This is a genomic window from Arthrobacter bambusae (assembly GCF_030812595.1).
Lineage (GTDB): Bacteria > Actinomycetota > Actinomycetes > Actinomycetales > Micrococcaceae > Arthrobacter > Arthrobacter bambusae_B.
On the sequence record NZ_JAUSSZ010000009.1, the window covers coordinates 24,463 to 50,421 of the forward strand.

Annotated in this window: 26 protein-coding genes and 1 tRNA gene; 18 read left to right on the forward strand and 9 right to left on the reverse strand. The window is 64.0% G+C overall.

Annotation, left to right across the window (positions count from 1 at the left end; genetic code table 11):
* The first annotated feature begins 52 nt into the window (after window positions 1–52).
* From pstC to pstB, 3 genes are read left to right on the forward strand one after another with little or no spacing between them, the layout of a single operon-like run.
* Window positions 53–985 (forward strand): phosphate ABC transporter permease subunit PstC, encoded by a 933-nt coding sequence (gene pstC / locus J2S96_RS13020; RefSeq protein WP_306864035.1) that lies wholly within the window; start codon window positions 53–55, stop codon window positions 983–985.
* Window positions 985–2,094, forward strand: a complete 1,110-nt coding sequence (gene pstA, locus J2S96_RS13025; RefSeq protein ID WP_306864037.1) for a phosphate ABC transporter permease PstA — start codon at window positions 985–987, stop codon at window positions 2,092–2,094. Before pstC ends, pstA begins: the two co-directional genes overlap by 1 nt.
* Window positions 2,095–2,142: 48 nt before the next feature.
* Window positions 2,143–2,922 carry a phosphate ABC transporter ATP-binding protein PstB gene (pstB, locus tag J2S96_RS13030; protein WP_306864040.1) on the forward strand — a complete coding sequence of 260 codons (780 nt, stop codon included), beginning with the start codon at window positions 2,143–2,145 and terminating at the stop codon, window positions 2,920–2,922.
* Window positions 2,923–2,940: 18 nt separating this feature from the next.
* On the opposite strand, the gene J2S96_RS13035 is transcribed toward pstB, so the two are convergent.
* The 3 genes from J2S96_RS13035 to J2S96_RS13045 all read right to left on the reverse strand — a co-directional run bounded on the left by J2S96_RS13035 (window position 2,941) and on the right by J2S96_RS13045 (window position 5,471).
* Entirely contained in the window at window positions 2,941–3,954 is a 1,014-nt protein-coding gene (locus J2S96_RS13035) for an inorganic phosphate transporter (protein ID WP_306864043.1), read from the reverse strand.
* 1 nt (window position 3,955) lies between these two features.
* Entirely contained in the window at window positions 3,956–4,573 is a 618-nt protein-coding gene (locus tag J2S96_RS13040) for a DUF47 domain-containing protein (RefSeq protein ID WP_306864045.1), read from the reverse strand.
* Window positions 4,574–4,811: 238 nt separating this feature from the next.
* On the reverse strand, window positions 4,812–5,471 hold the full coding sequence (locus tag J2S96_RS13045; protein WP_306864048.1) for a hypothetical protein: 660 nt from the start codon (window positions 5,469–5,471) through the stop codon (window positions 4,812–4,814).
* A gap of 218 nt (window positions 5,472–5,689) precedes the next feature.
* On the opposite strand from J2S96_RS13045, the gene J2S96_RS13050 reads away from it, so the two are divergent.
* A tRNA-Lys gene (locus J2S96_RS13050) sits at window positions 5,690–5,762 on the forward strand.
* A gap of 55 nt (window positions 5,763–5,817) precedes the next feature.
* Here J2S96_RS13050 and J2S96_RS13055 read toward each other — a convergent pair.
* Entirely contained in the window at window positions 5,818–7,215 is a 1,398-nt protein-coding gene (locus tag J2S96_RS13055; RefSeq protein WP_306864051.1) for a CoA transferase, read from the reverse strand.
* 95 nt (window positions 7,216–7,310) lie between these two features.
* Between J2S96_RS13055 and J2S96_RS13060 the strand changes: the two genes are divergently transcribed.
* The 9 genes from J2S96_RS13060 (at window position 7,311) to J2S96_RS13100 (ending at window position 14,600) form a co-directional block, all read left to right on the forward strand.
* The gene (locus tag J2S96_RS13060; protein WP_306864053.1) at window positions 7,311–7,919 is read left to right on the forward strand and encodes a DedA family protein; all 609 of its coding nucleotides are present in this window, start codon (window positions 7,311–7,313) and stop codon (window positions 7,917–7,919) included.
* 202 nt (window positions 7,920–8,121) lie between these two features.
* Window positions 8,122–8,424, forward strand: coding sequence for an urease subunit gamma (locus tag J2S96_RS13065; RefSeq protein ID WP_306864056.1), 303 nt, complete (start codon window positions 8,122–8,124; stop codon window positions 8,422–8,424).
* 9 nt (window positions 8,425–8,433) lie between these two features.
* Window positions 8,434–8,817, forward strand: coding sequence for an urease subunit beta (locus J2S96_RS13070; RefSeq protein WP_306864059.1), 384 nt, complete (start codon window positions 8,434–8,436; stop codon window positions 8,815–8,817).
* Complete coding sequence (gene ureC, locus J2S96_RS13075; protein WP_306864061.1) at window positions 8,814–10,577, forward strand: urease subunit alpha; 1,764 nt, start codon at window positions 8,814–8,816, stop codon at window positions 10,575–10,577. The genes J2S96_RS13070 and ureC overlap by 4 nt, the downstream gene beginning before the upstream one ends.
* 19 nt (window positions 10,578–10,596) lie before the next feature.
* Window positions 10,597–11,076 (forward strand): urease accessory protein UreE, encoded by a 480-nt coding sequence (ureE, locus tag J2S96_RS13080; protein WP_306864063.1) that lies wholly within the window; start codon window positions 10,597–10,599, stop codon window positions 11,074–11,076.
* Window positions 11,077–11,262: 186 nt separating this feature from the next.
* Window positions 11,263–11,934, forward strand: a complete 672-nt coding sequence (locus tag J2S96_RS13085) for an urease accessory protein UreF (protein WP_306864066.1) — start codon at window positions 11,263–11,265, stop codon at window positions 11,932–11,934.
* A 16-nt stretch (window positions 11,935–11,950) separates the two neighbouring features.
* The gene (ureG, locus tag J2S96_RS13090) at window positions 11,951–12,568 is read left to right on the forward strand and encodes an urease accessory protein UreG (RefSeq protein WP_306864069.1); all 618 of its coding nucleotides are present in this window, start codon (window positions 11,951–11,953) and stop codon (window positions 12,566–12,568) included.
* Window positions 12,565–13,557 (forward strand): urease accessory protein UreD, encoded by a 993-nt coding sequence (locus J2S96_RS13095; RefSeq protein ID WP_370873104.1) that lies wholly within the window; start codon window positions 12,565–12,567, stop codon window positions 13,555–13,557. Before ureG ends, J2S96_RS13095 begins: the two co-directional genes overlap by 4 nt.
* Window positions 13,557–14,600 (forward strand): HoxN/HupN/NixA family nickel/cobalt transporter, encoded by a 1,044-nt coding sequence (locus tag J2S96_RS13100; protein ID WP_306864075.1) that lies wholly within the window; start codon window positions 13,557–13,559, stop codon window positions 14,598–14,600. Before J2S96_RS13095 ends, J2S96_RS13100 begins: the two co-directional genes overlap by 1 nt.
* Before the next feature lie 194 nt (window positions 14,601–14,794).
* On the opposite strand, the gene J2S96_RS13105 is transcribed toward J2S96_RS13100, so the two are convergent.
* A complete protein-coding gene (locus J2S96_RS13105) occupies window positions 14,795–15,823 on the reverse strand; it encodes a PHP domain-containing protein (RefSeq protein ID WP_306864078.1) in 1,029 nt (342 codons plus the stop codon).
* 358 nt (window positions 15,824–16,181) lie between these two features.
* Here J2S96_RS13105 and malQ point away from each other — a divergent pair, with 358 nt between their 5' ends.
* Complete coding sequence (gene malQ / locus J2S96_RS13110) at window positions 16,182–18,332, forward strand: 4-alpha-glucanotransferase (protein WP_306864535.1); 2,151 nt, start codon at window positions 16,182–16,184, stop codon at window positions 18,330–18,332.
* Window positions 18,333–18,370: 38 nt separating this feature from the next.
* Here the strand turns inward: malQ and J2S96_RS13115 are convergent, their stop codons facing one another.
* Both J2S96_RS13115 and J2S96_RS13120 read right to left on the reverse strand, forming a co-directional pair.
* Window positions 18,371–18,664 carry a putative quinol monooxygenase gene (locus J2S96_RS13115; protein ID WP_306864081.1) on the reverse strand — a complete coding sequence of 98 codons (294 nt, stop codon included), beginning with the start codon at window positions 18,662–18,664 and terminating at the stop codon, window positions 18,371–18,373.
* 37 nt (window positions 18,665–18,701) lie between these two features.
* A complete protein-coding gene (locus J2S96_RS13120; protein ID WP_306864538.1) occupies window positions 18,702–19,709 on the reverse strand; it encodes a LacI family DNA-binding transcriptional regulator in 1,008 nt (335 codons plus the stop codon).
* A gap of 164 nt (window positions 19,710–19,873) precedes the next feature.
* Here J2S96_RS13120 and J2S96_RS13125 point away from each other — a divergent pair, with 164 nt between their 5' ends.
* The 4 genes from J2S96_RS13125 (at window position 19,874) to J2S96_RS13140 (ending at window position 24,017) form a co-directional block, all read left to right on the forward strand.
* Window positions 19,874–20,992, forward strand: a complete 1,119-nt coding sequence (locus J2S96_RS13125; protein ID WP_306864084.1) for a substrate-binding domain-containing protein — start codon at window positions 19,874–19,876, stop codon at window positions 20,990–20,992.
* Window positions 20,993–21,074: 82 nt separating this feature from the next.
* On the forward strand, window positions 21,075–22,118 hold the full coding sequence (locus J2S96_RS13130) for an ABC transporter permease (RefSeq protein ID WP_306864086.1): 1,044 nt from the start codon (window positions 21,075–21,077) through the stop codon (window positions 22,116–22,118).
* On the forward strand, window positions 22,115–22,921 hold the full coding sequence (locus tag J2S96_RS13135; RefSeq protein ID WP_306864091.1) for an ATP-binding cassette domain-containing protein: 807 nt from the start codon (window positions 22,115–22,117) through the stop codon (window positions 22,919–22,921). Before J2S96_RS13130 ends, J2S96_RS13135 begins: the two co-directional genes overlap by 4 nt.
* 145 nt (window positions 22,922–23,066) lie before the next feature.
* Window positions 23,067–24,017 carry a carbohydrate kinase family protein gene (locus tag J2S96_RS13140; RefSeq protein WP_306864095.1) on the forward strand — a complete coding sequence of 317 codons (951 nt, stop codon included), beginning with the start codon at window positions 23,067–23,069 and terminating at the stop codon, window positions 24,015–24,017.
* Window positions 24,018–24,049: 32 nt separating this feature from the next.
* Here the strand turns inward: J2S96_RS13140 and J2S96_RS13145 are convergent, their stop codons facing one another.
* Window positions 24,050–25,120, reverse strand: a complete 1,071-nt coding sequence (locus J2S96_RS13145) for a lactonase family protein (RefSeq protein WP_306864097.1) — start codon at window positions 25,118–25,120, stop codon at window positions 24,050–24,052.
* Window positions 25,121–25,123: 3 nt separating this feature from the next.
* Window positions 25,124–25,954 carry an aldo/keto reductase gene (locus J2S96_RS13150; protein WP_306864100.1) on the reverse strand — a complete coding sequence of 277 codons (831 nt, stop codon included), beginning with the start codon at window positions 25,952–25,954 and terminating at the stop codon, window positions 25,124–25,126.
* Window positions 25,955–25,959: the final 5 nt, after the last annotated feature.

A 25,959-nucleotide genomic window follows, 5' to 3' on the forward strand; every position in this document is an offset into this window, starting at 1 on the left:
CGGACGGGGCGGGGAACTTGGCCATTTTTGAGTGAATCTGAAGGATCGTGAAGTGACCACCAACTCCTTGACCACTTCCCAAGGTGCCGGACGCGCCGGGGACAAGGTCTTCTCCGGAGCTACCTTGGCCGCGGGATGCCTGATCCTCGTGGTTCTCTTCGGCGTCGCACTTTTCCTTGTAATCCAGGCCATTCCCGCACTTGTGGCTCCGCCCGCCGACATCCAAGGCGGCCAGGGCTTCTTTGCCTACATCGGACCGATCGTGGTGGGGACCCTCATCGCCGCAGTCATCGCGCTGGTGATCGCTACCCCCGTTGCAATCGGCGTGGCCCTGTTCATTTCGCACTACGCGCCCCGCAGGCTCGCCTCGGGCCTTGGCTACGTGGTGGACCTCCTCGCTGCGATTCCTTCCGTGGTCTACGGCGCATGGGGCGCGGCATTCCTTGCCCCCCAGATTTCGCCGGCCTACGGCTGGCTGGCCAGCAACATGGGCTGGTTGCCGATCTTCCAAGGCCCCGCCTCGGCTACCGGCAAGACCATCCTGACCGCGAGCATTGTCCTCTCCGTCATGGTCCTGCCGATCATCACTTCACTGTCGCGCGAGATCTTCCTCCAGGCCCCGAATCTCCATGAAGAAGCTGCCCTTGCCCTCGGCGCGACCCGCTGGGAAATGATCAAAATAGCAGTCTTGCCGTTCGGCCGCCCCGGCATCGTGAGTGCCATCATGCTGGGCCTGGGCCGCGCCCTTGGCGAGACCATGGCCGTGGCGCTGGTCCTCTCCTCCGGCGCCCTGACCGCAAGCCTGATCCAGTCCGGCAACCAGACCATCGCAGCGGAAATCGCCTTGAACTTCCCTGAAGCCAGCGGACTCAAAGTCAGTACCTTGATCGCAGCGGGCTTGGTATTGTTCGTCATCACCCTGGGTGTCAACATGATTGCACGCTGGATCATCACCAGACACAAAGAATTCTCGGGAGCCAACTAATGACTGTCACAGCCCCCGTGGCGCGCAAACGCTCCGCACTGACCAAGGGCCAGTTGCCCGCTTTCGCCCCTTATGTCGTCCTGGCCGTCGCCTTGGTACTCGGCGCAGCGATCCTTGCCCTGATCGGTTTCAACGCCTTCGGCTGGGGCCTCGTGTCCGCTATCCTCTTCACGATCGGCCTGGTCGGCTGGAGCGCAGCGGTCGAAGGCGGACGCAAGGCGAGCGACAAGCTTGCCACGTGCCTGATCGTCGGCTCGTTCCTCGTGGCGTTGCTTCCCCTGATCTCGGTCATCTGGACCGTCCTCGTGAACGGCATCCCGGGCATCATCACCCCTGGCTTCCTGTCGACATCGATGAACGGCATCACAGGTACCATCGACAACAAAAGTGTCGATAACGGCACAAAGGTCCTCGGTGGCGTCTATCACGCTCTCCTGGGCACCGTGCAGATCACCCTGCTCGCCACGGTCATTTCGGTTCCTGTGGGGTTGCTGACCGCAATCTACTTGGTGGAATACGGCAACGACCGAGCCCTTGCCCGGGCCATCACATTCTTCGTCGACGTCATGACCGGCATCCCCTCGATCGTGGCAGGTCTGTTTTCGGCAGCCTTCTTCTTCGCCGTGGTAGGCCCGGGCACCAAGACCGGTGCCGTCGCCGCCGTCGCGCTCTCGGTCCTGATGATCCCGGTGGTAGTCCGCTCCAGCGAGGAAATGCTCAAGATCGTCCCGAACGAGCTCCGCGAGGCGGCTTACGCCCTTGGTGTCCGCAAGTGGCGCACCATCCTCAAGGTGGTCATCCCGACGGCGATTTCCGGGATCGCGTCCGGCGTCACCTTGGCGATCGCCCGGGTGATCGGCGAGACGGCACCAATCCTCGTCACCGCAGGTTTCGCCACCTCCATCAACAACAATGTGTTCGGCGGCTGGATGGCCTCGTTGCCGACGTTCATCTATACGCAGATCCTGAACCCGACCTCGCCGTCCAATCCGGACCCGTCGAGCCAGCGGGCATGGGGTGCCGCGCTGGTCCTGATCATCCTGGTGATGCTCCTGAACCTCGGCGCCAGGCTGATCGCCCGGATCTTCGCCCCCAAGGCTGGCCGTTGAGCTGCCAGGCCACACGCAAACTTCCAACCACAGCACCGAAGGAACACCATGTCTAAGCGGATCGACGTCAAGGATCTGAACGTCTACTACGGCAATTTCCTGGCCGTTGAAGGCGTCAACATCAACATCGAAGCCAAATCGGTCACGGCGTTCATCGGTCCGTCCGGTTGCGGCAAGTCCACCTTCCTGCGCACCCTGAACCGTATGCACGAAGTGCTGCCCGGCGCGCGCGTCGAAGGAGAAGTCCTGCTCGACGGCGACAACCTCTACGGCCCCGGCGTCGATCCCGTGACGGTCCGCACCCAGGTCGGCATGGTCTTCCAGCGGCCCAACCCGTTCCCCACCATGTCCATCCGCGACAACGTGCTGGCCGGCGTGAAGCTGAACAACCGGAAGATCAGCAAGGGCGCGGCAGACGCACTCGTGGAGAAGTCCCTGCGCGGCGCCAACCTGTGGAACGAGGTCAAGGACCGCCTCGAGAAGCCGGGCTCCGGACTTTCCGGCGGCCAGCAGCAGCGACTCTGCATCGCCCGTGCCATCGCCGTGGAGCCGCAGGTCATCCTCATGGACGAGCCCTGCTCCGCGCTGGACCCGATCTCCACTTTGGCCGTCGAAGACCTCATCAATGAGCTCAAGGACGAATACACCGTGGTGATCGTGACCCACAACATGCAGCAGGCCGCACGCGTTTCCGACAAGACCGCGTTCTTCAACATCGCAGGCACCGGCAAGCCGGGCAAGCTCATTGAGTTCGCGGACACCACCACGATCTTCAACAACCCGTCCCAGAAAGCCACGGAAGACTACGTCTCCGGCCGGTTCGGATAGGCCCAGCGGCCCTCGGGCTCAGCGCGACAGCGGCGAGAGCGCCAGCCCAAGGATGAATGCCACCGCGGCGGTAACGATGGGCGTCGCGACCCAGAACCCCAGGATCCGTAGCACCATCCGACGGTTGGTGACGGAAAAGTTCTGGTTGGTTCCCGCGCCGAGCACTGCCGACGTGACAGTGTGCGTTGTGGAAAGCGGCAAGTTGAAGCCAATGGCCCCGACGAACAGCATCAGGGAGGTCAGGCTCTGGGCAATGAATCCCCGCATGGGGTCCACCCGCGTCAGTTTGTAGCCCAAGGTGTACGAGATGCGCCAGCCGCCACAAAGCGTTCCTGCGGTGAGCATGACGGCCACCAGCAGGATGACCCAGATTGGGAGGTCGTCCGGGCCGGACGCTCCGGCAGCCACGGCGCCCAGCAGGATCACCGCTACGGACCTCTGTCCGTCCTGCAGGCCGTGGCCCAGCGCAACGGCCGCCGCCGAGACGGACTGCGCATGGCGGAAGCGGCTATGCACAACGTCGGGCTGGGTGTAGCGCGCCGACCACGTGACAGGCCACACCAGAAGGTAGGCGCCAAGGAAGGCAATCACGGGGGACAGCAGCAACGGCAGGACCACTTGCGTCAGCAGAATACTGTCCGCCCCGTTGATGGAGTTGCCTCCCATCACCGCGCTTGCAGCTCCGGCTCCCACCAGGCCTCCCACCAGGGCATGGGTCGACGAGAGCGGCACACCGCGCCACCAAGCGTAGATTCCCCAAAGGATGGCGCTGCACAGCCCTGAGGTGAGCACAGTCAGGCCGCCCATCCCCGTTGGGAGCACCACCCATGACTGGCTGAAGATCATCGCGAATCCGCCGCTGAGCAGCACGCCGGCAAAGTTGAAGACAGCCGCCAACACAACGGCAACCGACGGAGTGAGGGCACGGGTCCGCACTGAGAGCGCGACGGCGGTAGAGACGTCACGGAAGCCATTCAGGAATGCGAAGCCAGCCGCCAACACCACCACGAGGACGAAGAACGCGACCGCCACCTCATGCTTCCTTGACGATGATGCTGCCTACCTGGGTGGCGACACGGCGCATATCCTTGGTCACGTCCACCAGTTGGTTGGCTACGTCGCGATTCCTCGAAAACTGGGCGGACTTCATGTCGCGGAGCATCTCGGCCACCCAGGTCCGGTGGCTGCGCTCGGCACGCTTGGCCAGCCTCAGGACCTCGATCCAGTAGTCCTCAAGTTCGTCCAGATCGTCCAACTGGCGCATGGCATCGACCGTGAGCTCTGCCTGGCGGCTGATGATCTCCAGCTGGTCCGCCGCCCGCTTGGGGAGCCGGTCCAGTTTGTACAGGGCTACGAGTTCACCCGCGGCGTCCAGCTTCTCCATGGCTTCGTTGAGGAAACGGGAGAGGGCGTACATGTCCTCGCGGGGGAGGGGGTTCACAAAGCTCGTGCGCATGTGGGTCAGCAGGGCGAAATGCAGATCCGTGGATTTCGCCTCGTGCTCGTGCAACTCCTCCACAAGCCGTTCGTGCTCCGCGACAGGGGCTCCGAAGATCTCGGAAAGCGTCCCGGTTGCCTCAAGAATCTGGCTGGCCATCTGCGACAACAATTGCAACCCGGCGGGTTCGTGGGGGAAGAGACGCAGCTTCATTTGGCTTCCGGTAGGCGGGGGGACGGGGAGCAGGGCGGCGTCTTCGCCGAAGGGCATAAAAATGGTGCCGAACCGGATACGCCTCTCGGCGGTAGGCCGCTCGAAGCGGCTATAAGTTGAAGCCCGGGGGTTTCGCGGTTCGACACCAGTTTCAGTTTTCTACGTCGGCCGAGCTAAGTCAACCTTGACAGCTGGCGCCGGGGGTGGTTGTGGCGGCCCGTCGCCCTGATGTTTCATGTCAGTCAAGCTCCCCGAGGCGCCAGGCATTGGCAGCGTGCTCGAGATCTTCCGCGGTCTTCACGAGCTGGTGCGAGTTCCGGGTCAGTTTGCTTGCATGGCCTTCGTTGGAATGCTCTGCGCTGTCTGCCAGCGTGGCTTGGCCGAGGGCGACGACGCGGCAAAACGCGGCTGAGCGTTCCAGCGCGACGTCGAAATCGCCGTCGAACGCTCCCGAAAGGATGGCGTCCGCCATCTGCTTCATCTCGTCGGCTCCCGGCGGCTCGGCGGCCCCCGCCACAACGTGGGAAACCTGGGCGGTGTCCCGGCCGGCCTTGAAGTATACGGAGATGCGCTCGGAGTTCTGCATGGTGGCCGCGCGCAATGCGTAGAGCCGCCACAACGCGCCGGGCAAGGACCGGGCGGGGCTTTCGGCCCACATTTCGGCGATGGCATCCAGGCCTTGCTCGTCGGCGAGCTTCACAAGGCGTTTGGTGATCTTCGGATCGTCGCTGTCCCGCCCGCGCTTCACGAGTGCTTGCGCCGCAAGGTGTGCGGCTTCGGACACTCGCGCGGGGTCCGCTCCGCCGGCAAACGGCTCGAAGTCAACCGGCGCGAAGGGTTTCGGCTTGTGGTGCCTATTTGCTCCGCCGTAAACAGGAGGTTCCGGTTGTTCGCTCATGCCCCAACGCTACTCCTGTGCTTTCGCTCGTGCACTCTTGACGAGAAGCGTTCCTTCCTGACCTTCTTTGATTCTGGAATTGCCGCGACACGCCGTTGCGGCCGCGTGTCGCCGTCGGGGACCCGGCCAAAAGAGGTCACGACGGCGCGGGTGCTGACCGTGTCAAAACGGCCTTGAGCTTGAGGTACAGTATTTATGGCTGTTTCTACAGTCGGCAGGGGCCTTTAGCTCAGTTGGTAGAGCATCGGACTTTTAATCCGTGGGTCGTGGGTTCGATCCCCACAGGGCCCACCCTGAAACCCCCGGAACCGTGCGGTTCCGGGGGTTTACTTGTGCCAGGCGGACGTTACCGCGTAACCCACTGGGCCTTGTGGCGGCCCAGCGGTCCTGCCTGCTGCGACCAGTGTGCGGGGACGCCGTCGATTCGCCCTGGAAGCGGCACGCGTCGCGCTGGCCCCCAATCCGTGGTGGTTGCCACGAGTGCGAGGTCTTGGGGCGCGGCTAAGGCCAGGTGGTCGTGGTGCGGGGGCAGCGAGTACAGCAGGTTTGCCGTGCCGATGAGTGAGCCATGGATGCGTGCTGCCCTCGAGTGGGTGAGCCGACGGGTCAAAGCGCGGGCGACAGCCGTGGCCAATAGCCAGCCGGTCGCGTGGTCGAGAGCTTGGACGGGAAGCGGTGTCGGTTCCGTTTGGGCAGTGGCGGCGGCTCCGTCGTCGGCGATGCCACAGCTCATCTGGACCAGGCTGTCGAACCCGCGGCGATTGCGCCAGGGGCCATCCCAACCGTAGGCATCCAGGCTGGCGATGATCAGGCCGGGGTTCACGGCGGCCAGGGCTTCGTCGTCGTAGCCCAAGCCTTTCAGGGCGTCGCCTCGCAGTCCCGCCACGAGCACGTCGGCATTCGCGAGCAGTTCCTCGAACGTCGCGCGGTCCGCTGGGGCGGTGAGATCCAAGGCGGCGGTACGTTTGCCGAGCGTGGTCTCAGGCAGTAGCGAGGGCACCTCGCCAAAGCCCGGCGGGTCGATCCGCAGCACGTCCGCACCGTAGCCGGCAAGGAACTTGGTGCACACGGGTCCAGCGATCACCCGCGTCAGGTCGAGCACGTGCAACCCTTCGAAAGGCAGTTGCACGCTGGTGTTCGGTGCGTCGGCGCCGGATGAGAGGCGCTCGACGACGGTCAGCGGCGGCGCGTCAGCTGTTGCCGCACCTGGTGGCGAGGCCATCCACTGGCCGCGGTTGTGCATGACGGCGGCACATCCACCCGCCTCCACGATCGCCGTTTCCAATTCCTCAGCACGCAACCCGGCCACCGCGGCTTGAACTGCTTCGCGGTCATAGGCGCCCAGCACCCGCTCGACGGCGGCACGGTGATTGGCGTAGTTGGTGTGCAGCCTGATCCAGGCGTCCGCCGCACGATAGTTGCCGGCGATCGGGTCCCACAGCGGCGGCCGGGTCCAGCCGACCGGAGTGAACAGCCTCTCGGACGCGAACGCGGCGCACGCCTCCCGACTGCCTACTGTCACCCCCGGTTGCTTCGACTGGCGGCGGGCAGCGAGAAACTGCGCTGCGGCCACCGTGGCGACGGCAACCGCCCCGGTCGCCAGCCCGGTCACGTCGAAAGCGGCAGGGAGGACCGCCCGGGGGCCGGTGATCGTCAGCTGGGCGGCCGGCCAACCCGCCTTGTCTTCATCGGCGCCGGTTGCGTGCCACATGCGGGAGGCCACATCGGCGAAGCTGTTGTCCACACGCACCATTCTCAACGGGTGTGCACGGATGGGCAACGGAAGCCGGATCTGACACTTCCTGCCCAAGGACGGCTTCTCCTGCCAAACTGTTCTTCATGCAAGCGCTTTTGGACGGACTCATGAACACCAGCCCGCTCGTGATCGCGTGCATCGTTTTCGCCCTCGTGTTCGCTGAGGATGCAATCTTTGTGGGCTTCGTGATTCCCGGTGAAACGGCGGCGGTGGTCGGCGGGGTGATTGCGAGCCGTGGGCTCTTCGAATTGTGGGCCATGATCGTCATTGTGGTGGTTGCCGCGATCACGGGTGACACCGTGGGCTATGAAATAGGCAAGCACTTCGGTCCGCGGGTGATCGCCTTGAAAATCCTGGACAAAAGACGCGCCCAGTTGCAGAAAGCCGAAGACTTCCTCAAGGACAAAGGCGGCCTCGCGGTGTTCCTGGGGCGGTTCACTGCCTTCTTTCGTGCCGTCATGCCTGCGCTCGCCGGACTCAGCCGCATGCCATACAAACGTTTCGCGTTCTGGAACTTCAGCGGCGGCATTGTCTGGGGGTCTTTGTTCGTGACCCTGGGCTATGTGGCCGGAAATTCGTATGCGGAAGTGGAGCGCACGGTAGGCCGTGGTGCCGCGGTTGTCGTGGCGGTAATTGTGGCGGTGATTCTGCTTGTCTGGCAGGTCAGGAAGCACCGCGCCAAGAAGGCCTGATGAAGCAAATCACGGAAATCCGGCGGAAACCTCAAGGCTTTAAGCTGGTCACATTTCGTTAGGGAGGTGTGGTGAAAGGGCGAACTGGATATGCCTGATGTTTGGCGTTATAACCGTAGTAGCTGCCCCGACGTCCTCGGCCTATCTGAGCCTCGAGTGATCTGATGTCCGCTTCTGCAGCACGCAACTTTTAGGAGAACCGATGCATCTTTTGCCCCGTGAGCAGGAAAAGCTCATGATCGTGGTCGCGGCCGACCTTGCCCGCCGTCGGCAATCCCGCGGCCTGAAGCTCAACTTCCCGGAAGCCGTTGCGATCATCAGCTACGAACTGATCGAGGGCGCCCGTGACGGGAGGACCGTCGCCGAGCTCATGAGCTACGGGACCACCCTTCTTCGCCGTGAGGATGTCATGGAGGGAGTGCCCGAGATGATCCATGACGTCCAGATTGAGGCCACTTTCCCTGACGGCACCAAGCTCGTCACCGTCCACAACCCCATCCGCTAGGAGCACAACATGATTCCCGGTGAATACCGTCTCCAAGCGGAGCCCATCGCTTGCAACAGCGGACGCGAGTCAATCGCCGTCGACGTCGTCAACCGTGGCGACCGCCCCGTCCAGGTGGGCTCGCATTACCACTTTGCCGAGGCGAACCCCGCGCTCGACTTCGACCGCGAAGCCGCTTACGGCCGTCGCCTGGACATCCCCGCCGGTACGGCCGCGCGGTTCGAACCCGGCGACTCGAAGACCGTTAAACTCGTGGCTCTTGCGGGCAGCCGCGAAGTGTATGGCCTCCGCAATGCCGTCAACGGTCCCCTTGACGCTGACGCCGGAAAGCACGACGGCGGTGCTGCCGCCGCCACAGCGACCGGGGCAAGCGAAGAAGGGACAGCCCAGTGAGCTTTGAAATCTCCCGCAAACAGTACTCGGAACTTTACGGCCCGACGACGGGCGACTCGATCCGCTTGGCGGACACCGAACTTTTCCTCCAGATCGAGAAGGACTACACGGTCTACGGCGAAGAGGTCATGTTCGGTGGCGGCAAAGTGGTCCGCGACGGCATGGGGCAGAACGGCCAAGTGACCCGCGACGGCCGCCTGCCTGAATCCAACGCGGCGTCGGACCAGACGCTCGACGTCCCGGACACCGTCATTTCGAACGTTGTGGTCCTGGACTACACCGGAATCTATAAGGCCGATGTGGCGCTCAAGGACGGCCACATCTTCAAGATCGGCAAGGCCGGCAACCCGCAGATCGCCGACGGGGTGGACATCGTGATCGGCGCCAGCACCGAAATGATCGCCGGGGAGGGCAAGATCCTCACTGCAGGCGGCGTGGACACCCACATCCACTACATTTCCCCGGACCAAGTACCCACGGCCCTGTGCAGCGGCATCACCACCATGGTGGGTGGCGGCACGGGACCGGCCGAAGGCACCAAGGCGACCACCATCACGCCCGGCAAATGGCACATTTCGCGGATGCTCCAGGCCGTGGAGGGGTTGCCGATCAATATCGGCCTCCTCGGCAAGGGCCACGCGTCCGCGATCGAGCCGCTGGCCGAACAGATCCGCGCGGGAGCAGTCGGCCTGAAAGTCCACGAGGACTGGGGCGCCACGACGTCGTCGATCGACATGTCCCTGCGCGTCGCGGACGAATATGATGTGCAGGTAGCCATCCACACCGACACCCTCAACGAGTGCGGATTCGTGGAGGACACCATCAAGGCCATCGACGGCCGGGTGATCCACACTTTCCACACGGAAGGCGCCGGCGGTGGGCACGCCCCGGACATCATCAAGATCGCCGGATTGCCCAATATCCTTCCGGCATCCACCAACCCCACGCTGCCGTACACGCGGAACACCATCGAAGAGCACCTGGACATGCTCATGGTGTGCCACCACCTCAACCCGGACATCCCGGAAGACGTGGCGTTCGCCGATTCCCGCATTCGTGCCGAAACCATCGCCGCCGAAGACGTGCTCCAGGACTTGGGCATCTTCTCCATGACGTCCTCGGATTCCCAGGCCATGGGCCGCGTGGGCGAAGTGGTCATCCGCACCTGGCAAGTGGCCGACGCCATGAAACGGCAGCGGGGTGTCCTTAAGGACCCGAACGGGGACGGCACGGATGAAAGCGATAACTTCAGGATCAAGCGCTACATCTCCAAATACACCATCAATCCGGCGATCGCACAGGGCATGGCAGAGTCCATTGGCTCGGTGGAAGTGGGCAAATTCGCCGACCTCGTCCTTTGGAACCCCGCCTTCTTCGGGGTGAAGCCGGAATTGGTCCTCAAGGGCGGCCAGATTGCCTACGCACTCATGGGCGATTCGAACGGTTCCATTCCCACCCCGCAGCCGCGCACCATGCGCCCGATGTTTGCCACTCACGGAAAGGCGTTGCAGCAGTCCTCCATTACCTTCCTGTCCAGGGCGGCAATCGCGAATGGCGTCCCGCAGGAGCTCGGACTGGAACGCGTCATCCGGGCGGTGTCCGGCATCCGGAACCTGAGCAAAGCGGACCTCAAGTTCAACGGCGAGACGCCCGACATCGCCGTCGACCCCGAAACCTACAAAGTGACGGTCGACGGCGAAGACGTCACCTGTGAGCCTTCCGAAGTGCTGCCCATGGCCCAGCGCTACTTCCTTTTCTAGATCGTCCGAGGAGAAGCACATGATCATCGAAAAGATCCTCGGCAACCTGCACGAGCTGCCCGACCCTGAACGGTACGCCAGCCTCCACAAGGAGAAGGTCGTCCTGCCGAGTGCCCAACTGGTTAAACGCATTCAGCGCGTCACCACGGACCACGGGAAGGAGCTGGGCATCCGCCTCCCGGCAGGCTCGGGGGACCTGCGCGACGGCGACATCCTCGCCGTGGAGGACGCCAACATGATCGTGGTTTCCGTACTGCCCAGCGATGTCCTGGTCATCGCCGCACGCAGCATCTACGAAATGGGTGTGGTGGCGCACTCCCTCGGCAACCGGCACCTGCAGGCCCAGTTCTTTGACGCATCGTCCGAGTACGGGGCCGAAGTCATGGTGTGCCAGTACGACCACACAGTCGAGGACTACCTCAAACACGTCGGCGTGCCGTACGAGCGCCAGGAACGCGTAATGCCGGTGCCGTTTCGCCATGCTGAACACACGCACTAGGCTTCCCCGGGCTGGTGGGGTCGCGATTGCTCCGGCGGGTGATAGGGGCCGTGCCCGTCCCCAGCCGCTCCCAACCCTCGCAAGCTCGGGTCGGGGCCCTCGCGGCTGTGGCCCCACCGCGGTGCCCGCCACGCCGCGGCCCCTATCACCCGCCTCCGCCTTGTACCTCACCTTTGGGGGCTGGCTATGAGCTCGGCGTATCAGCTGGCGCTTCAGCAGTTGTGCGACTCCGCGTTGCCTACCGGGGCTTTTGCGCACTCCTTGGGGTTTGAGACGTACATCGAGCGGGGGGGCGTGGCTGATGAAGGGAGTTTTGGGGTTTGGTTGTCGGCGTTCATTTCGCAACAGCTGACCTACTCGGACGGTCTGGCTATCCGGTTCCTGTACGAGGACGCCGACGTGGGGGAGTTGGATGAGCATCTGAGTGCCCAGCTCCTGCCCCGGCAAATCCGGGAGGCAAGTACGAAGATGGGTGCGCGGTTGCTGGAAATCGGGACGGAAGTCTTTCCGTCGGCGGAGCTGGAGGCGTACCGGGCCTTGGTGACCACAGGCCGGGCGGCCGGCCACCAGACGCTGGCGTTCGCCGTCGTCGCGCGCTCGCTTGGAGTGCCGTTCGAAGAAGCGCTCGCCGGGTACCTTTTCGCGACTGTCACCTCCCTGACGCAGAACGCCGTGCGAGCCATTCCTCTCGGCCAGAACTCCGGGCAGCGGCTGCTGCGCAAAGCGCACGACGACGTCGCTGCCGCCGTCGAACATGTCCGGCGCCTCGGCCGGGACGATTTCGGGGCCGTGAGCCCCGGGCTGGAAATTTCGCAGATGCGGCACGAATGGCAACGTGCGCGCATGTTCATGAGCTAAAACCATAGGAGGACACATGTCTGAACCCATCAAGATCGGCATCGGCGGCCCGGTTGGCGCCGGCAAAACGCAGCTCGTGGAGCGCCTGACCCGCCACATGAGCCGGGAAATCTCCATGGCCGCCATCACCAACGACATTTACACGATCGAGGACGCCAAGATCCTCGCCGCCAACGGCATCCTGCCCGAGGACCGGATTATCGGGGTCGAAACCGGCGGCTGCCCGCACACCGCCATCCGCGAAGACACCTCCATGAACACAGCCGCCATCGAGGAACTCAAGAGACGGCACCCCGATCTCCAGGTCATCTTCGTCGAATCCGGCGGCGACAACCTCTCAGCCACGTTCAGCCCCGAACTCGTGGACTTCTCGATCTACATCATCGACGTCGCCCAGGGAGAGAAAATCCCCCGCAAAGCCGGCCAGGGCATGATCAAGTCGGACCTTTTCATCATCAACAAGACCGACCTCGCCCCGTTCGTCGGGGCAGACCTCTCGGTGATGGAGCGGGACTCCAAGGAATTCCGCGGCGACAAGCCCTTCTGCTTCACCAACCTGAAGACGGACGAAGGGTTGGACAAGGTCATCGAGTGGATAAGGCACGACGTCCTGATGCTCGACCTGGCCCAATGAGCGGGGCGGTCCTCGGCGAGAGTCGGGCGGGTATCTCACCGGGGCGCGTGTCCTCACCTCCGGCGGCTTCGCCGGATTTGGGGCCGTGCCCGCTTCGCGGTGCCCACCACGCCGCGGCCCCCAAATCCGGCTCCGCTGCCTCTTCGGTTGTGCCGCCGCGCGGGGAGCTGAGTTTGCGCATTGCCGAGCGTGCTGGGCGTTCAGTGGCCGTGCAGCAGTTTCATCAGGGTGCCTTGCGGGTTTTGAGGCCGCACTACTTGGATCAGAGCGGGCAAGTTTGTTATGTCATGGTCAATCCGGGCGGAGCATATTTGGGGGCGGATCTCTATGTTGTCGATGTGGAGGTCGAGGCTGGGGCTTCTCTGCTCTTGACGACCCAATCGGCCACGAAGATTTATCGGACTCCGGGGTCCTTTGCCGAGCAGCGGATGTCGATCCGGCTGGGGGAGGGGGCGCAACTCGAGTTGGCTCCCGATCAGCTCATCGCCTACCGGGAGGCCAGCTATCGGCAGGATACGCACGTTACTGTGCGTCCGACGTCGAGCTTCGTCATGGCGGAAGTCATCACTCCCGGCTGGTCACCGGACGGCGTTTCCTTCAAATACCGGGAACTACGGCTTCGGAATGAGATCCAGGTGGAGGGCGACGACGGCGCGGTGCTGCTCGCGCTCGACAACCTCCTCATCCGGCCGCCCCTGGCTGATGTGACCGGCATGGGTTTCATGGAGGGCTATAGCCACCTGGGTTCGCTCGTTGTGGTGGATCCCCGGGTTGACCAGGCGCTCGCCGATGAACTGAACCGGCTAACGGCGGAGTATGGCGCGTACTCAGGCTTGTCGCTGACCCGAACTCTCGCAGGCACAACGGGAATGTTCCTGCGGTCCCTTTCGAACAGCACCGAGGAACTGAATCGATTGCTTGGAGCCTGTACCGGCCTTTTGCGCGAACGCTGGTACGGCAGGGCGCCGCTGAACCTCAGGAAGTACTGATGACCTCGCTCGCGGAGTTCGCCTCGATGTACCGCCGGCGGGAGCATCTCCCGATGAAGTCGCGCCTCGCGGTCCTGTTCGGCTCCGTCGTCCTCCTGCACGTCGCCGCCGTCGTACTCCTGCTGGTGGGTGGCTCCGGTGGTGGGCAGCCGCTGGCCCTGGGCCTCGTGCTGACAGCCTATGTGGCCGGTATCAAGCACAGCTACGACTGGGACCACATCGCCGCGATCGACAATTCCACACGCAAATTCGTCGCACAGCGCCAGGATCCCGTGAGTGTCGGCCTCGCCTTCAGCCTGGGCCACAGCTCCGTGGTCATCCTGGCCGGGGTGATGGTGGTGGGCGGCGCCGGACTGGCGGGCCAGCTCATGGAGGACGGCACCGCCGGACACCTCGTGCTGGGGCTGATCGGCAGCGGCGTCTCGGGGATTTTCCTCCTGGCAATGGGCATCTTTAACGGGTCCGCATTCCTGCGCACCGTGCAGCTGTACCGCGCCGCCCAGGCCGGCGGAGCGGTCGCCGTCGACGACCTCGAAACCAAAGGGTTGATCGCGCGGCTTCTGGCCAAGCCGCTGTCCAAAGTCCAACGTCCCCGGAATATCTACGTGATCGGGTTCCTGTTCGGGCTCGGCTTCGACACTGCCACCACCATCGGCCTGCTGGTGCTCACCGCGGCGGCGTCCCTCGCGGGCGTGCCTGTTGTCACTCTGCTGGCGCTGCCGCTGGCGTTCACGGCGGCCATGACCCTCTGCGATTCCATCAACGGCGTCGCCATGATGCGCATGTACACGTCCGCCATCCATGATCCCCAGCGAAAGCTTGGATTCAACGCCATCATCACCGGTATCTCGGCTTTCTCGGCGCTCTTCATCTCGGTCATCACGCTGGGCGGCTTCCTCAATGCGGCCTTCGGGCTGAGCGATCCCGTCACCACGTGGCTGGGCGCGATAGACCTCGGCGACGCCGGGCTGGTGCTGATTGCGCTGTTCGCCGTCGTTTGGGTGGTCGCTGCCCTGCGATTCCGGGCGGCCCTGCGCCGCTAACGATGCGCTGCGGCCCAACCCGACGCCCGGTCACCTTTGGGCCGGATTCCAGGGACGCCCGGTCACCTTTGGGCCGGAATCCAGGGACGCCCGGTCACCTTTGGGCCGGAATCCAGGGACGCCCGGTCACCTTTGGGACCGTTTTGACGAACGCCCGGTCACCGATGTCACCTGACGACGGCTGGCGCGGGGTGCTATTGCTTGGACTGCAGCCACTCCAGCAGCCGGGCAAGCGGCCACGTCGTGACGATTCTCTCAGCTGGGACCCCATTGACTTCCGCCCGCTCTGCGCCGTACTGCAGGAAATCGAGCTGACCGGGAGCGTGGGCGTCACTGTCGATGCTGAAAAGGCAGCCTGCATCGAGGGCGATCTGGATTAGTTCGTCCGGCGGATCCTGACGCTCGGGTCTCGAATTAATTTCGACGGCGACAGAGTGCTCGGCGCACGAAGCGAAGACTTCCCGGGGATCGAACTCCGACGGTGGCCTGGTTCCCCGCGATCCCTTAACTAAGCGACCGGTGCAGTGGCCGAGGACATTGGTGTGCGGGTTTTCGATGGCCGCGAGCATCCGCCGGGTCATGGGCCCCTTTTCGGAGCGGAGCTTGGAGTGCACACTGGCCACCACGACGTCCAACTGACCGAGCAGGTCCTCGGACTGGTCCAACCCGCCACCTTCCAAGATGTCCACTTCGATTCCGGTCAATAGCCGGAAGCCCGGCTCCTGTCCGTAGCGCTCGTTGATCCCATCCACAACGGTGAGCTGCTCCATCAAGCGCTCCGGACTCAGCCCGTTGGCGATCGTGAGGTTGGGAGAATGATCGGTCAAGGCAATATATTCCCGACCGAGTATGCGAGCCGCATCGGCCATGACGTCAATCGGCGAGCCGCCGTCTGACCAGTTGCTGTGGCTGTGCAGGTCGCCTCGGAGCTCGGCGTTGAGCTTACGTCCACCGTTCGCCAAGGGCTCGGCGCCGCGACGCCGGAGGTTCTCAAGGTAATCCGGAACGCGGCCGTCCACGGCCTGGCTGATCACCTCGTAGGTCCTGCTGCCGATTCCCTTGGTCCGTTTGAGGCGGCCATCTTTCAGCCGGGCAGCCAGATCCTCCTGGCTCAGCTCTGCGATGATGCCCGCAGCTCGGCGGAACGCCTGGACCTTGAAGCTGTCTGCAAGTTCCCGTTCCAGCCAGAAGGCGGTTTCGTTGAGCGCGTCGATTGCGTCCATGGCTCAATCATGTACCACGCCGCGCCCCTATGTATGTGACCGGGCGTTTCGGTTTGCGCGCCTGTATGTGACCGGGCGTTTCGGCTTGTGCGTCTGTATGTGGCCGGGCGTTTGGGTTTGGGTGCCAATATGTGGCCGGGCGTTTGGGTTTTGGGGTGTGTATGTGAGTGAGGGTTCCCGGTTTGGGGGTGTCATGGTGTCGGAATAACTGGGACGGTCCCGACTGCCCTGCAATAATCGGAACCAGTTGCCTCGCTCGTGTTGCACGCGGGGCGGTATGCACCTTCGGACGAATCACATCGCAGACGAGGCGGACATGACCAACTCTCCCATCCAACAAGACACCGACCCTATGACGATGCCATCCTCCCCGAACATCGCCATTGACGAGGGCCTGCTTCACCGGCTTGCGGACGCTCATGGCGTCGGGACATCTTTCCACGGTTGGGACGGAATGGAACACGACGTTTCTCCCACCACGTTGGTCCAGGTACTGGGTGCCCTGGGAGTCGCCGCTCATTCCAACGAGCAGATCGAAGCCGCCCTGGCAGAAGTCGAAGTGGCACCGTGGCGGCGGATGCTGCCTCCCGCGGTCGTCATCCAGGAGGGAACGACGGCGACTGTCCACGTCCACGTCCGCGACGGCTCGCCCGCCCGCCTTAAGGTCTCGCTCGAGGACGGAACGGAACTCGCCGCAATTCAACAGGAGGACTGGGCGCCGCCGCGCGACGTGGATGGAGTGCCCACAGGCCGTGCCACCTTTGAGCTGCCGGCCGGTTTACCACTCGGCTGGCACTCGCTCACGGCCGAGTCCGACGGCGTGACGGCCACCGCGGTTCTCGCCGTGGTTCCAGCCCGGTTGCAGACGGCGACGCAGCTCGAGGAGCGGCATGGCTGGGGACTCGCCACGCAGCTGTACTCGGTACGCTCGAAGCGCTCATGGGGCATCGGGGATTTCGCGGACTTGGCCGACTTGGCGTCCTTGGCCGGCGCGCGCGGTGCCGACTACGTCTTGGTAAACCCCCTGCACGCTGCCGATCCGGTGCCTCCCGTTCAAGCGTCGCCGTATTCTCCGTCCACCAGGCGGTTCTTCAACCCGATTTATATTCGCATCGAAGAAATTCCAGAATTGGCATATGTGAAGCCGAGGAAGCGCGCCACAGTGGACCGGATCTTGGAGCAGGTCCACGCGCTCAATAAAGATGCGGAACGGTTGGACCGTGACCAGATTTTCGCCGCCAAGCTTGCCGCCCTGGAGCTCCTTCACTCCGTCAAGCTTTCTCCTGCCCGGCAACGCGCCTTCGAGGAATTCTGCCGTGAGGCCGGCCAGGGCCTGGACGATTTCGCCCTTTGGTGCGCCATCCGCGAGGACCGGTCGCCGGAGGACCCCTTCTGGCAGGACCCTGCTGCCACACTCGGCTCGCCCAAGGTTGAGTCGATGCGTCAGGCTTTGGCCGATCGGATTGCTTTCCACCGCTGGCTTCAGTGGATCTGCGACGAGCAGCTCGAATCGGCGCAGGCCGCTGCGAGGCGTTCCGGCATGCGGCTGGGGGTGGTTCACGATCTCGCAGTCGGAGCGGACCTGAGCAGCGCCGACGCCTGGACCCTGCGCAGCAGCTTCGCGCCGGGTATCAGCGTGGGCGCACCGCCGGACATGTACAACCAGCTCGGCCAGAACTGGAACCAACCGCCGTGGCACCCTGTCCGTCTGGCCGAAGCGGGCTACGCGCCCTTGCGCGCGATGCTCTCCACCGTCCTCCGCCATGCCGGCGGAATCCGCGTGGACCACATCCTGGGGCTGTTCCGCTTGTGGTGGGTGCCCGCCGGCAACACTGCCCGCGACGGCGCCTATGTCCGTTATGACCACGAGGCCCTCATCGGCATCCTCGCCTTGGAGGCGCACCGCGCTGGAGCGGTGGTCATCGGTGAAGACTTGGGCGTCTTCGAGCCGTGGGTGCGGGACTACCTTGCCGCGCGCGGCATCCTGGGCACGTCCATCCTCTGGTTCGAGTACGACGGCGACTCACCCCTCCCGCCTGAACGCTACCGAACGCAGGCCCTCGCGAGCGTTAACACCCACGACCTCCCGCCGACCGCGGGGTATCTCGCCGGTGATCACGTGGAGCTCCGCAGCCGGCTGGGCTTGCTCGAACGGAGCGTGGCCGAGGAACGAGCAGAACACGAGGCCGGCCTGGACAAGATGATGGGCTTGTTGCGGGAACGGGGCCTGCTGCCCGCGGGCGGAGTGCCGCTTGGCGAGGAGCAGGTCATCGAGGCGCTGCATCGGCTGCTGGCCCTCGCGCCGTCGGTCCTGCTGGGCGTCGCGTTGGTGGACGCCGTGGGAGAACGGCGCGTGCAGAACCAGCCGGGAACGACGTCGGACGTATACCCCAACTGGCAAGTACCCTTGGCCGACGACCACGGACGTGCCGTGCTCATCGACGACCTCGACGCGAACCCTCGGTTCAACTCCCTGCTGGCGGCTGTGGACCAAGCGGTTCGACGTTAGCCCGCTAGCGCAGCCTTAAGCACCGCCAACAACCGAGGTCACTGAATCGGCTGAAGCCAGGTCAGTTCTGATCCGTCGCCCTCAATGAGGCTTGCGAGTTCTTCGTTGAATTTGCGTCCGTAGTCGGCTCCGATGTGCTCCTCGAATGCAGCCTGGTCGCGGTAAACCTCGAAGACGAAGTACTCGTTGGGTCGGGATTCCCTCGTGTAGGGCGAGAAGACCACGTTTCCGGGTTCCGCGCGGACGTGTTCAGTGAGCTCGCGCATCATTTCGGCCACCCTGGCTTCGCAGCCGGGCTTGACCGTGAATTCTGCGTACAACGTCTTGGTCATGTCGTGTCCTTTGTTTTATGGCGCATTGCGTGAGGGGTCAGATAGCTTGGGGTGGCGGTAGGAGCTCACCCGAACCCCGCACGATTAATTCCGAGGGGACAACCCAGGTGCTGGGCTGGCTTTGGTCGCCGTCGAGCCGGGCAAGGATCCTTTCGGCGGCAAGTTTTCCGATGCGTTCCGGGTGCTGCGCAATGACCGTGATGCCCGGTTCCATCATGTCCGCCAGGGCGAAGTCGTCGAAACCGACGAGGGCCACTTTGTGACTCATGCCCTCTTCCTTCAGTGCCCTCATGGCGCCGAAGGTGACTAGGTTCTGGCTGGAGAATATGGCGGTGGGCGGTTCTTGGGAGTTGAGCAGTTCGTGCGCCGCGCGGCGGGCTGCTTCCTCGTCGTGGAGGTCCTCGATGGTGGGGACCTGGGACGCGGGGATCCCGGAGCGGCCGAGTTCCTCCAGGAATCCCCTGCGGCGTTCCCGCGCGGTCTGGATGTCCGTGCGGTCTCCCAGGTATGCCAGCCTGGTATGGCCGTGGCTGAGCAGATGGGCAGCCGCACGTGAACCGCCTATGGCGTTGTCGCTTACTATGGCGTCGGCGTCGATCCCGGTTGGTTCGCGGTCGATGAAAACGATCGGCAGGTCATGGGAATGTTGCGGAATGACGTGGGCCTGGCTCTTGGCAATCGGGGTGAGGACGAGGCCGTCGACCCGCCGCCGGATGAACGCGGCGACGAGGGCTTTCTCCCGCTCCGGGTCATCGTCCAAGCTTGCGGCAAACACGGCTATGCCGCGGGGAGCCAACGCGTCTTCAATCGCCCGGTGGATCTCCCCGCTGAACGGATTGGCCACGCTGGGAAGCAGCAACCCGATGGATAGCGTCCTGCGGCCGGCGCGGCGAAGGCTGCCCGCGGCCATGTCCACCTGGTAATTCAACTGCTCAACAGCCCGCAGGACGCGCGTTCTCTTGGCTTCCGACACGCCGGGTTCATCATTGACGACACGGGAGACGGTCTTGGTTCCCACCCCAGCCAGGGCCGCGACGTCTCGCATGGTGGGGCGCTGTTTCGCGGGTTCGGTTTCATAACGGTTAGACAACGTTGTCAACGCCCTGCTCCTTCTTTTACGAACAACTGTTGACTCTACATTGTGATCTGGGCTACACCTTACATGACATCGTTGTCAGGCACGGAAGGTGCCTATACCAAGGAGATTCAATGTTGAGTTCCAAAGCCTTCGGGCCTGCCGTCCACCGCTTCCTCGCCGTCGGTGCTGTTCTGACGCTCGGCGCCATGAGCCTGACGGCATGTGGCGGCGGGTCTTCGGCTCCTGGCGCCAGTGGTGCCTCCGCCGGGGCCAAGATCGGCGTCTCGCTCATTGTCAAGACGACCACCAACCCCTATTTCGTGGCCATGGAAGACGGCGCGAAGAAGGCAGCTGAGGGCGGAAACATTGATCTGAAGCTGGCAGCGGGCAAGTCCGACGGCGACGAGGACACCCAGATTCAGGCCATCGAGAATGCGATCTCCAAGGGCGACAAAGGCATCCTGATCACGCCGAACGGGCCGGCCGTCGTCGATGCCATCAAGAAGGCCCGCGATGCCGGGCTGTACGTGATTGCCTTGGACACCCCGCCGGACCCGGCCAGCGCCGTGGACATCACCTTCGCCACAGACAACTTCGCCGCCGGCAAGCAGATCGGCCAGTGGACCGCCGCACAGCTTGACGGCAAGAAGGCCACCATCGCCCTGATCGACCTGTTCAGCGACAAGGTCGTCTCCGTCGACTACAACCGGGACCAGGGCTTCCTGACCGGCATGGGCATCGACACCAAGGACAAGACCAAAAACGGTGACGAGGACAAGGCCGGCAAGTACACCGGAGGCAAGGGCGGGGACTACGAGATCGTCGGCAACCAGGCATCCCAGGGCGCCGAAGACGGCGGCCGCACGGCGATGGAAACGCTGCTGTCAAAGAACCCGAACATCAACGTCGTCTACACGATCAACGAGCCGGCCGCTGCAGGCGCCTATGAGGCGCTGAAGGCCGCGGGCAAGGAAAAGGGCGTGCTGGTGGTCTCCATCGACGGCGGCTGCACCGGCGTGAACAACGTCAAGTCCGGCATCATCGGTGCCACGGCTCAGCAATACCCCGTGAAGATGGCCCAGCTGGGCGTCCAGGCGATCCAGGACCTCGCCACCACGGGAAAGAAGCCCTCGACGTCCGCCGGGCTGGACTTCTTCAACACCGGGTCCGCGCTCGTCACCGACAAAGCAGTCTCCGGACTGGAGAGTATCGACACCACTGCCGCAGCCAAGATCTGCTGGGGCAAATAGCCAAAACCCGTACTGGTTCCGGGGTCCACGGCCCCGGAACCGGCCCCCGATACATCCCTCAATGCTTAATGCAGGAGCAAAAGTGACCCAGCAACAAACCGCCGGACCGCCGCCAGCCCACGCGGACCTCGCGGAAGAATTCCTTGACCGCAGCACCCCGCTGACCCGGATCCGGAACATTCTCCACCGTTACCCGGCCCTGAGCCCGGCCATCGTGCTGCTCCTGGCCGTCATTGTTTTCGGGATCCTCAACGACAGGTTCCTCCGGCCGGAGAACCTGTCCCTGATCACCCAGCAGGTCGCCGTCATCGGTACCCTGGCGATTGCCCAGACCCTCATCATCCTGACCGCGGGCATTGACCTCTCGGTAGGCGCCGTCATGGTCCTGGCTTCCATGGTGGTTGCCCAGACTGCCGTCAACAATGGCTTCCCAGCTATCCTCGCCCTCCTTGCGGGGCTTGCCACGAGCCTTGTCGCCGGGGCGCTCAACGGCCTCCTGGTCACACGGCTCAAGCTCCCTCCATTCATCGTCACGTTGGGAACCCTGAACATCTTCATCGCACTGACCCTGCTCTACTCCAACGGCGCCACAGTGCGCGGATCAAAGATGCCGGAGTTGCTCACGTGGACCGGCAGCACGTTCCCGATCGGAGGGGTCCGCATCTCCATAGGGGTGGTGCTGATGCTCCTGCTCTACGGCATCGTGGCCTTCATCCTGGGCAAGACGGCATGGGGACGCCACGTCTACGCCGTGGGCGATGACAAAGAAGCTGCCCGACTGGCCGGCATTCCCGTCAGCCGCGTGCTGATGAGCGTGTACTTGGCGGCCGGAGCAGTGCTCGCAGTAGGTGCCTGGATCCAGATCGGCCGGACGAACGCGGCCAGCCCGAACGCCGGGGTCGACCTGAACCTCGACTCCATCACCGCCGTTGTCATCGGCGGAACCAGTCTCTTCGGCGGGCGCGGCTCCATCTGGGGCTCGCTGCTCGGTGCCCTCATCGTCGGTGTCTTCCGCAACGGCCTCTCCCTGGCCGGCCTCGACGTCCTGTACCAAACCCTGGCGGTTGGCATCCTCGTCATCGTCGCCGTGTCCGTGGACCAGTGGATCCGAAAGGTGAAGTCATGACCGTCACAGAAGCCTCAGTCCCGTCCGTCCCGCCCCGGGATCCGAACCGGACCCCGATCCTTCAAGCCCGGAACCTCGTCAAGACCTTCGGCAGGGTGGTGGGCCTGGACGGGGTCAGCCTCGACCTCTACCCAGGGGAAGTACTGGCAATCATCGGCGATAACGGCGCAGGAAAATCGACCCTCATCAAATGCCTTACCGGAGCAGAAATCCCGGACGAGGGCCAAATCTTGCTCTCAGGTGAACAGGTTCATTTCAAACGCCCCCAGGACGCACGCACCCATGGCATAGAAACCGTCTACCAGAACTTGGCGGTTTCCCCGGCCTTGGACGTGGCCTCGAACCTCTACCTTGGCCGGGAAGAACGCCTCTCGAACATCTTCGGGAAACTCTTCCGTGTCCTGGACACCAACGGGATGCGTAAACGGGCCAAAGAAGAACTGACACGCCTCGGGATCTCCACCTTGCAGGACGTCACGGTTGCTGTTGAAAACCTCTCCGGTGGGCAGCGCCAAGCGGTGGCCGTCGCCCGGGCGGCAGCCTTCGGCTCCAAAGTCGTTGTGCTCGACGAGCCGACCGCGGCCCTAGGTGTCCGCGAATCAAACCAGGTGCTGCAGCTCGTCAGGGACCTGCGCGACCGTGGCCTGCCCGTCATCTTGATCAGCCACAACATGCCTCACGTTTTCGATGTCGCAGACCGGATCCATATCCAACGCCTTGGCAAATGCGCTGCCACCATCACCCCCGAGTCCCACAACATGACCGATGCAGTCGCCATCATGACGGGCGCCGCCACGGCATAAGCACCAGACCGAACCGCATCGTCCGGTGCAGGCTCTGCCCGTGGACTCCAACCGTCAACTCCCCAAAGAAGCTTCACGAGCAGAGCCAGCCCAAACAACCCAGACACCGGAAACGTCCTGCCCGGACGCGTGAAGAAAGAAAAGCATGAACCCCCATGAACCGCGCCCGGCGCAGCCGCTGGACGTCATCGTCGTCGGCGAAGCCCTCATAGACGTCGTTACCTCCACGGGCGGCACTATCGAACACCCAGGAGGGTCACCGGCGAACGTCGCATACGGTCTCGGCCGGCTCGGCGTCAGCACAGGCCTGCGGACCGCGATCGGAGAGGACCGGCACGGCCAGATCATCACGGAACACCTGAGCAGCGCCGGTGTGCAACTGCTGCCGGGATCAACGTCCCTGGACCGGACAGCCACAGCGACGGCGACACTCGCCGCCGACGGCTCCGCGAGTTACGAATTCGACATCCGATGGAACCTGACCCAGGCCGTGCCAAGATTCCTCCCCAAGGTCTTCCACACGGGCTCCATCGCCACGTTCCTCGCCCCAGGTGCCGCCGCAGTCCGGACCTTGATGCTTCAATGCCACGACTCGCGCCTGATCACCTACGACCCCAACATCAGGCCCGCGCTACTGGGCAGCCACCACGAAGCCAAGACAATCTTCGAAGAACTCGTCCCGCTGACAGATGTGGTCAAACTCAGCGACGATGACGCGCTCTGGCTATATCCGGGAACACCGTTGGAGGACATCGCATCGCGGATTCTCGGCCTGGGCGCCGGACTAGTAGTCATCACCACCGGTTCCGCCGGGTCTTTGCTCTCCACCGTCGCCACACAACTGAGCATCCCCGCCGTGCGTACACAGGTAGCCGATACCATCGGCGCCGGCGACTCCTACATGTCCGCATTGATCCACGGCCTATTGAACCGCTCCGGCGAAGGACTCGCCCCGTCCGTGCTCGAACGGATAGGACGCAACGCTTCCGCGGCGGCGGCGATCACCGTAAGCCGCGCCGGCGCCAACCCACCGACGTTGGCCGAACTGCACGCAGCGCTGCCTGAACATCAACCAGGGAAGTACATCAACGCGTGACCGCCAAAGCGGCCAGCTAGGAATCCTCCGGTTTAGCCCGCCACCCGCAGCACAGTCGGCGAACCTGTCTCCAGCCGATCGAGGACTTCCCCCGGGACGCCGGTAGACGCGTCAAGGCCGAACGTGGTGACTTCCTGCGAGCGTTCGTGCGCCACGTGGAGCCAGCCGCCGCGGACCAGGTGGTGGCGGGGCCAGTCCCCTCCGCTGGGCACGTCGGCAACGGGACGGAGCCGTGTCCCGCTGCCCTCGACGGACAATACCGAGATCCGGTTGGAGCCGCGGATTCCGGTGTAGACGAAACGACCGCTCGGGGACAGCGCGATTTCGGCAGCTGCGTCGCCGTCGGCAGCCCCACCGGCCGTCGCGGGACCGCGACGGTGAAGCACGAAGCGGCCGTCCGCGCCGGGCAGGAGCACCGCCACCTCGATGGAGTACTCCGTGACGACGAATACGGCCGAGGCTGAGGGGTGCTGGACCAAGTGCCGCGGCCCGCTGCCCATGGGGAGGGCGATTTCGTGGTCCAGGAGCAAGCCGGAGTCGGGATAGTAGTTCCACACGCGTACGAGGTCGAAGCCAAGGTCGGTGGTCATGATCCGGCCGTCATCAAGCATGAGGCTTGCGTGGGCGCGACTCACCCGGCCACCGCCCGTGGCGATATCGATGCCGCCGTCGACGCCTGCGTGAGGATCCTTGGCCGCCGGCGCGGCAAAGCGCGAGGTGATCCCGCCGTCGTCGTCGAGCCGGTAGAGCAGAACGTTGCCGTCGCCCCAACAGGCGACCACGATGAAGCGGCCGGAAGGGTCGACGGCGACGTGGCAGGCGGCGGCGCCCGCGGGCCAGGCGTCCCCAAGGGCCTCGAGGCCGAACAGCCCGGTGCGCCGGTAAGCCCGGACTGTCTGAGCGGCCTCGGCTACCGCATAGACCACCGGGAGGGTGGGGTGAATGGCAAGGAACGACGGGGAAGGTGCTTCGACTGCGGTGCCCAGCCAACGAAGGCTGCCGTCTTCACGGGCTGCAACCGCACCAATGCCGGATCCTTGCCCGTTGCTGTCCGAGGTGTAGGAACCTACCCAGATGAGCGTTCCGTCGGTGTCCTCTGCCATGCGTCAGTGTCCCTGTACGTCCGAGTCGACACCCGCGTCGGCACCGGCGTCCAAAGTGGCTATCGCGGACAGATCGTCGTGATCCAACGTGAAGTCGAAAACGTCCAGGTTCTCCTTCATGCGCTGCGGGTTTGCGGACTTCGGGATGGCCACGAGCCCCTCCTGGATGTGCCAGCGCAAAACGACCTGTCCAGGAGTCTTTCCGTGCTTCTTCCCGATCGCGGCCAAGACCGGCGCGTTCAGGAGATCGCGGCCGGCCCCTAACGGACTATACGATTCCGTGGCGATGCCATGGCTGGTGTTGAATGCACGCTCGTCGATCCGGGTGATGGACGGCGAGATCTGGATTTGGTTGACGGCAGGCACCACCGAAGTCTCTTCGAGGAGCCGCTCAAGGTGCGCTGGCTTGAAGTTGGACACGCCGATCGATCGCACCTTCCCCTCAGCTTGGAGCCGCTCGAAAGTTTTCCAAGTGGACACGAACTCATTCCGCTGCGGGAGCGGCCAATGGATCAACAAGAGGTCCACGTAGTCCAGTCCGAGCCGCTTGAGGGATCCCTCAAGTCCCTCGACGGCGCGATCGCGGCCCTGATGGGTTCCGTCCAGCTTGGTGGTGATGAAGAGTTCCTCGCGCGGGATGCCGCAGTCCCGCACGCCTTGCCCGACGCCGGCCTCGTTACCGTACCGGTACGCCGTGTCGACGTGCCGGTAGCCAAGCTCGACGGCGGACACCACAGCCCTGGCAACCTCGGCGTCGTCTAGCGGCCAGGTTCCGAGGCCGATCTGCGGAATGGCATTTCCATCATTGAGCCTGACGGTCGGAGCAAGTGCCATGGTCC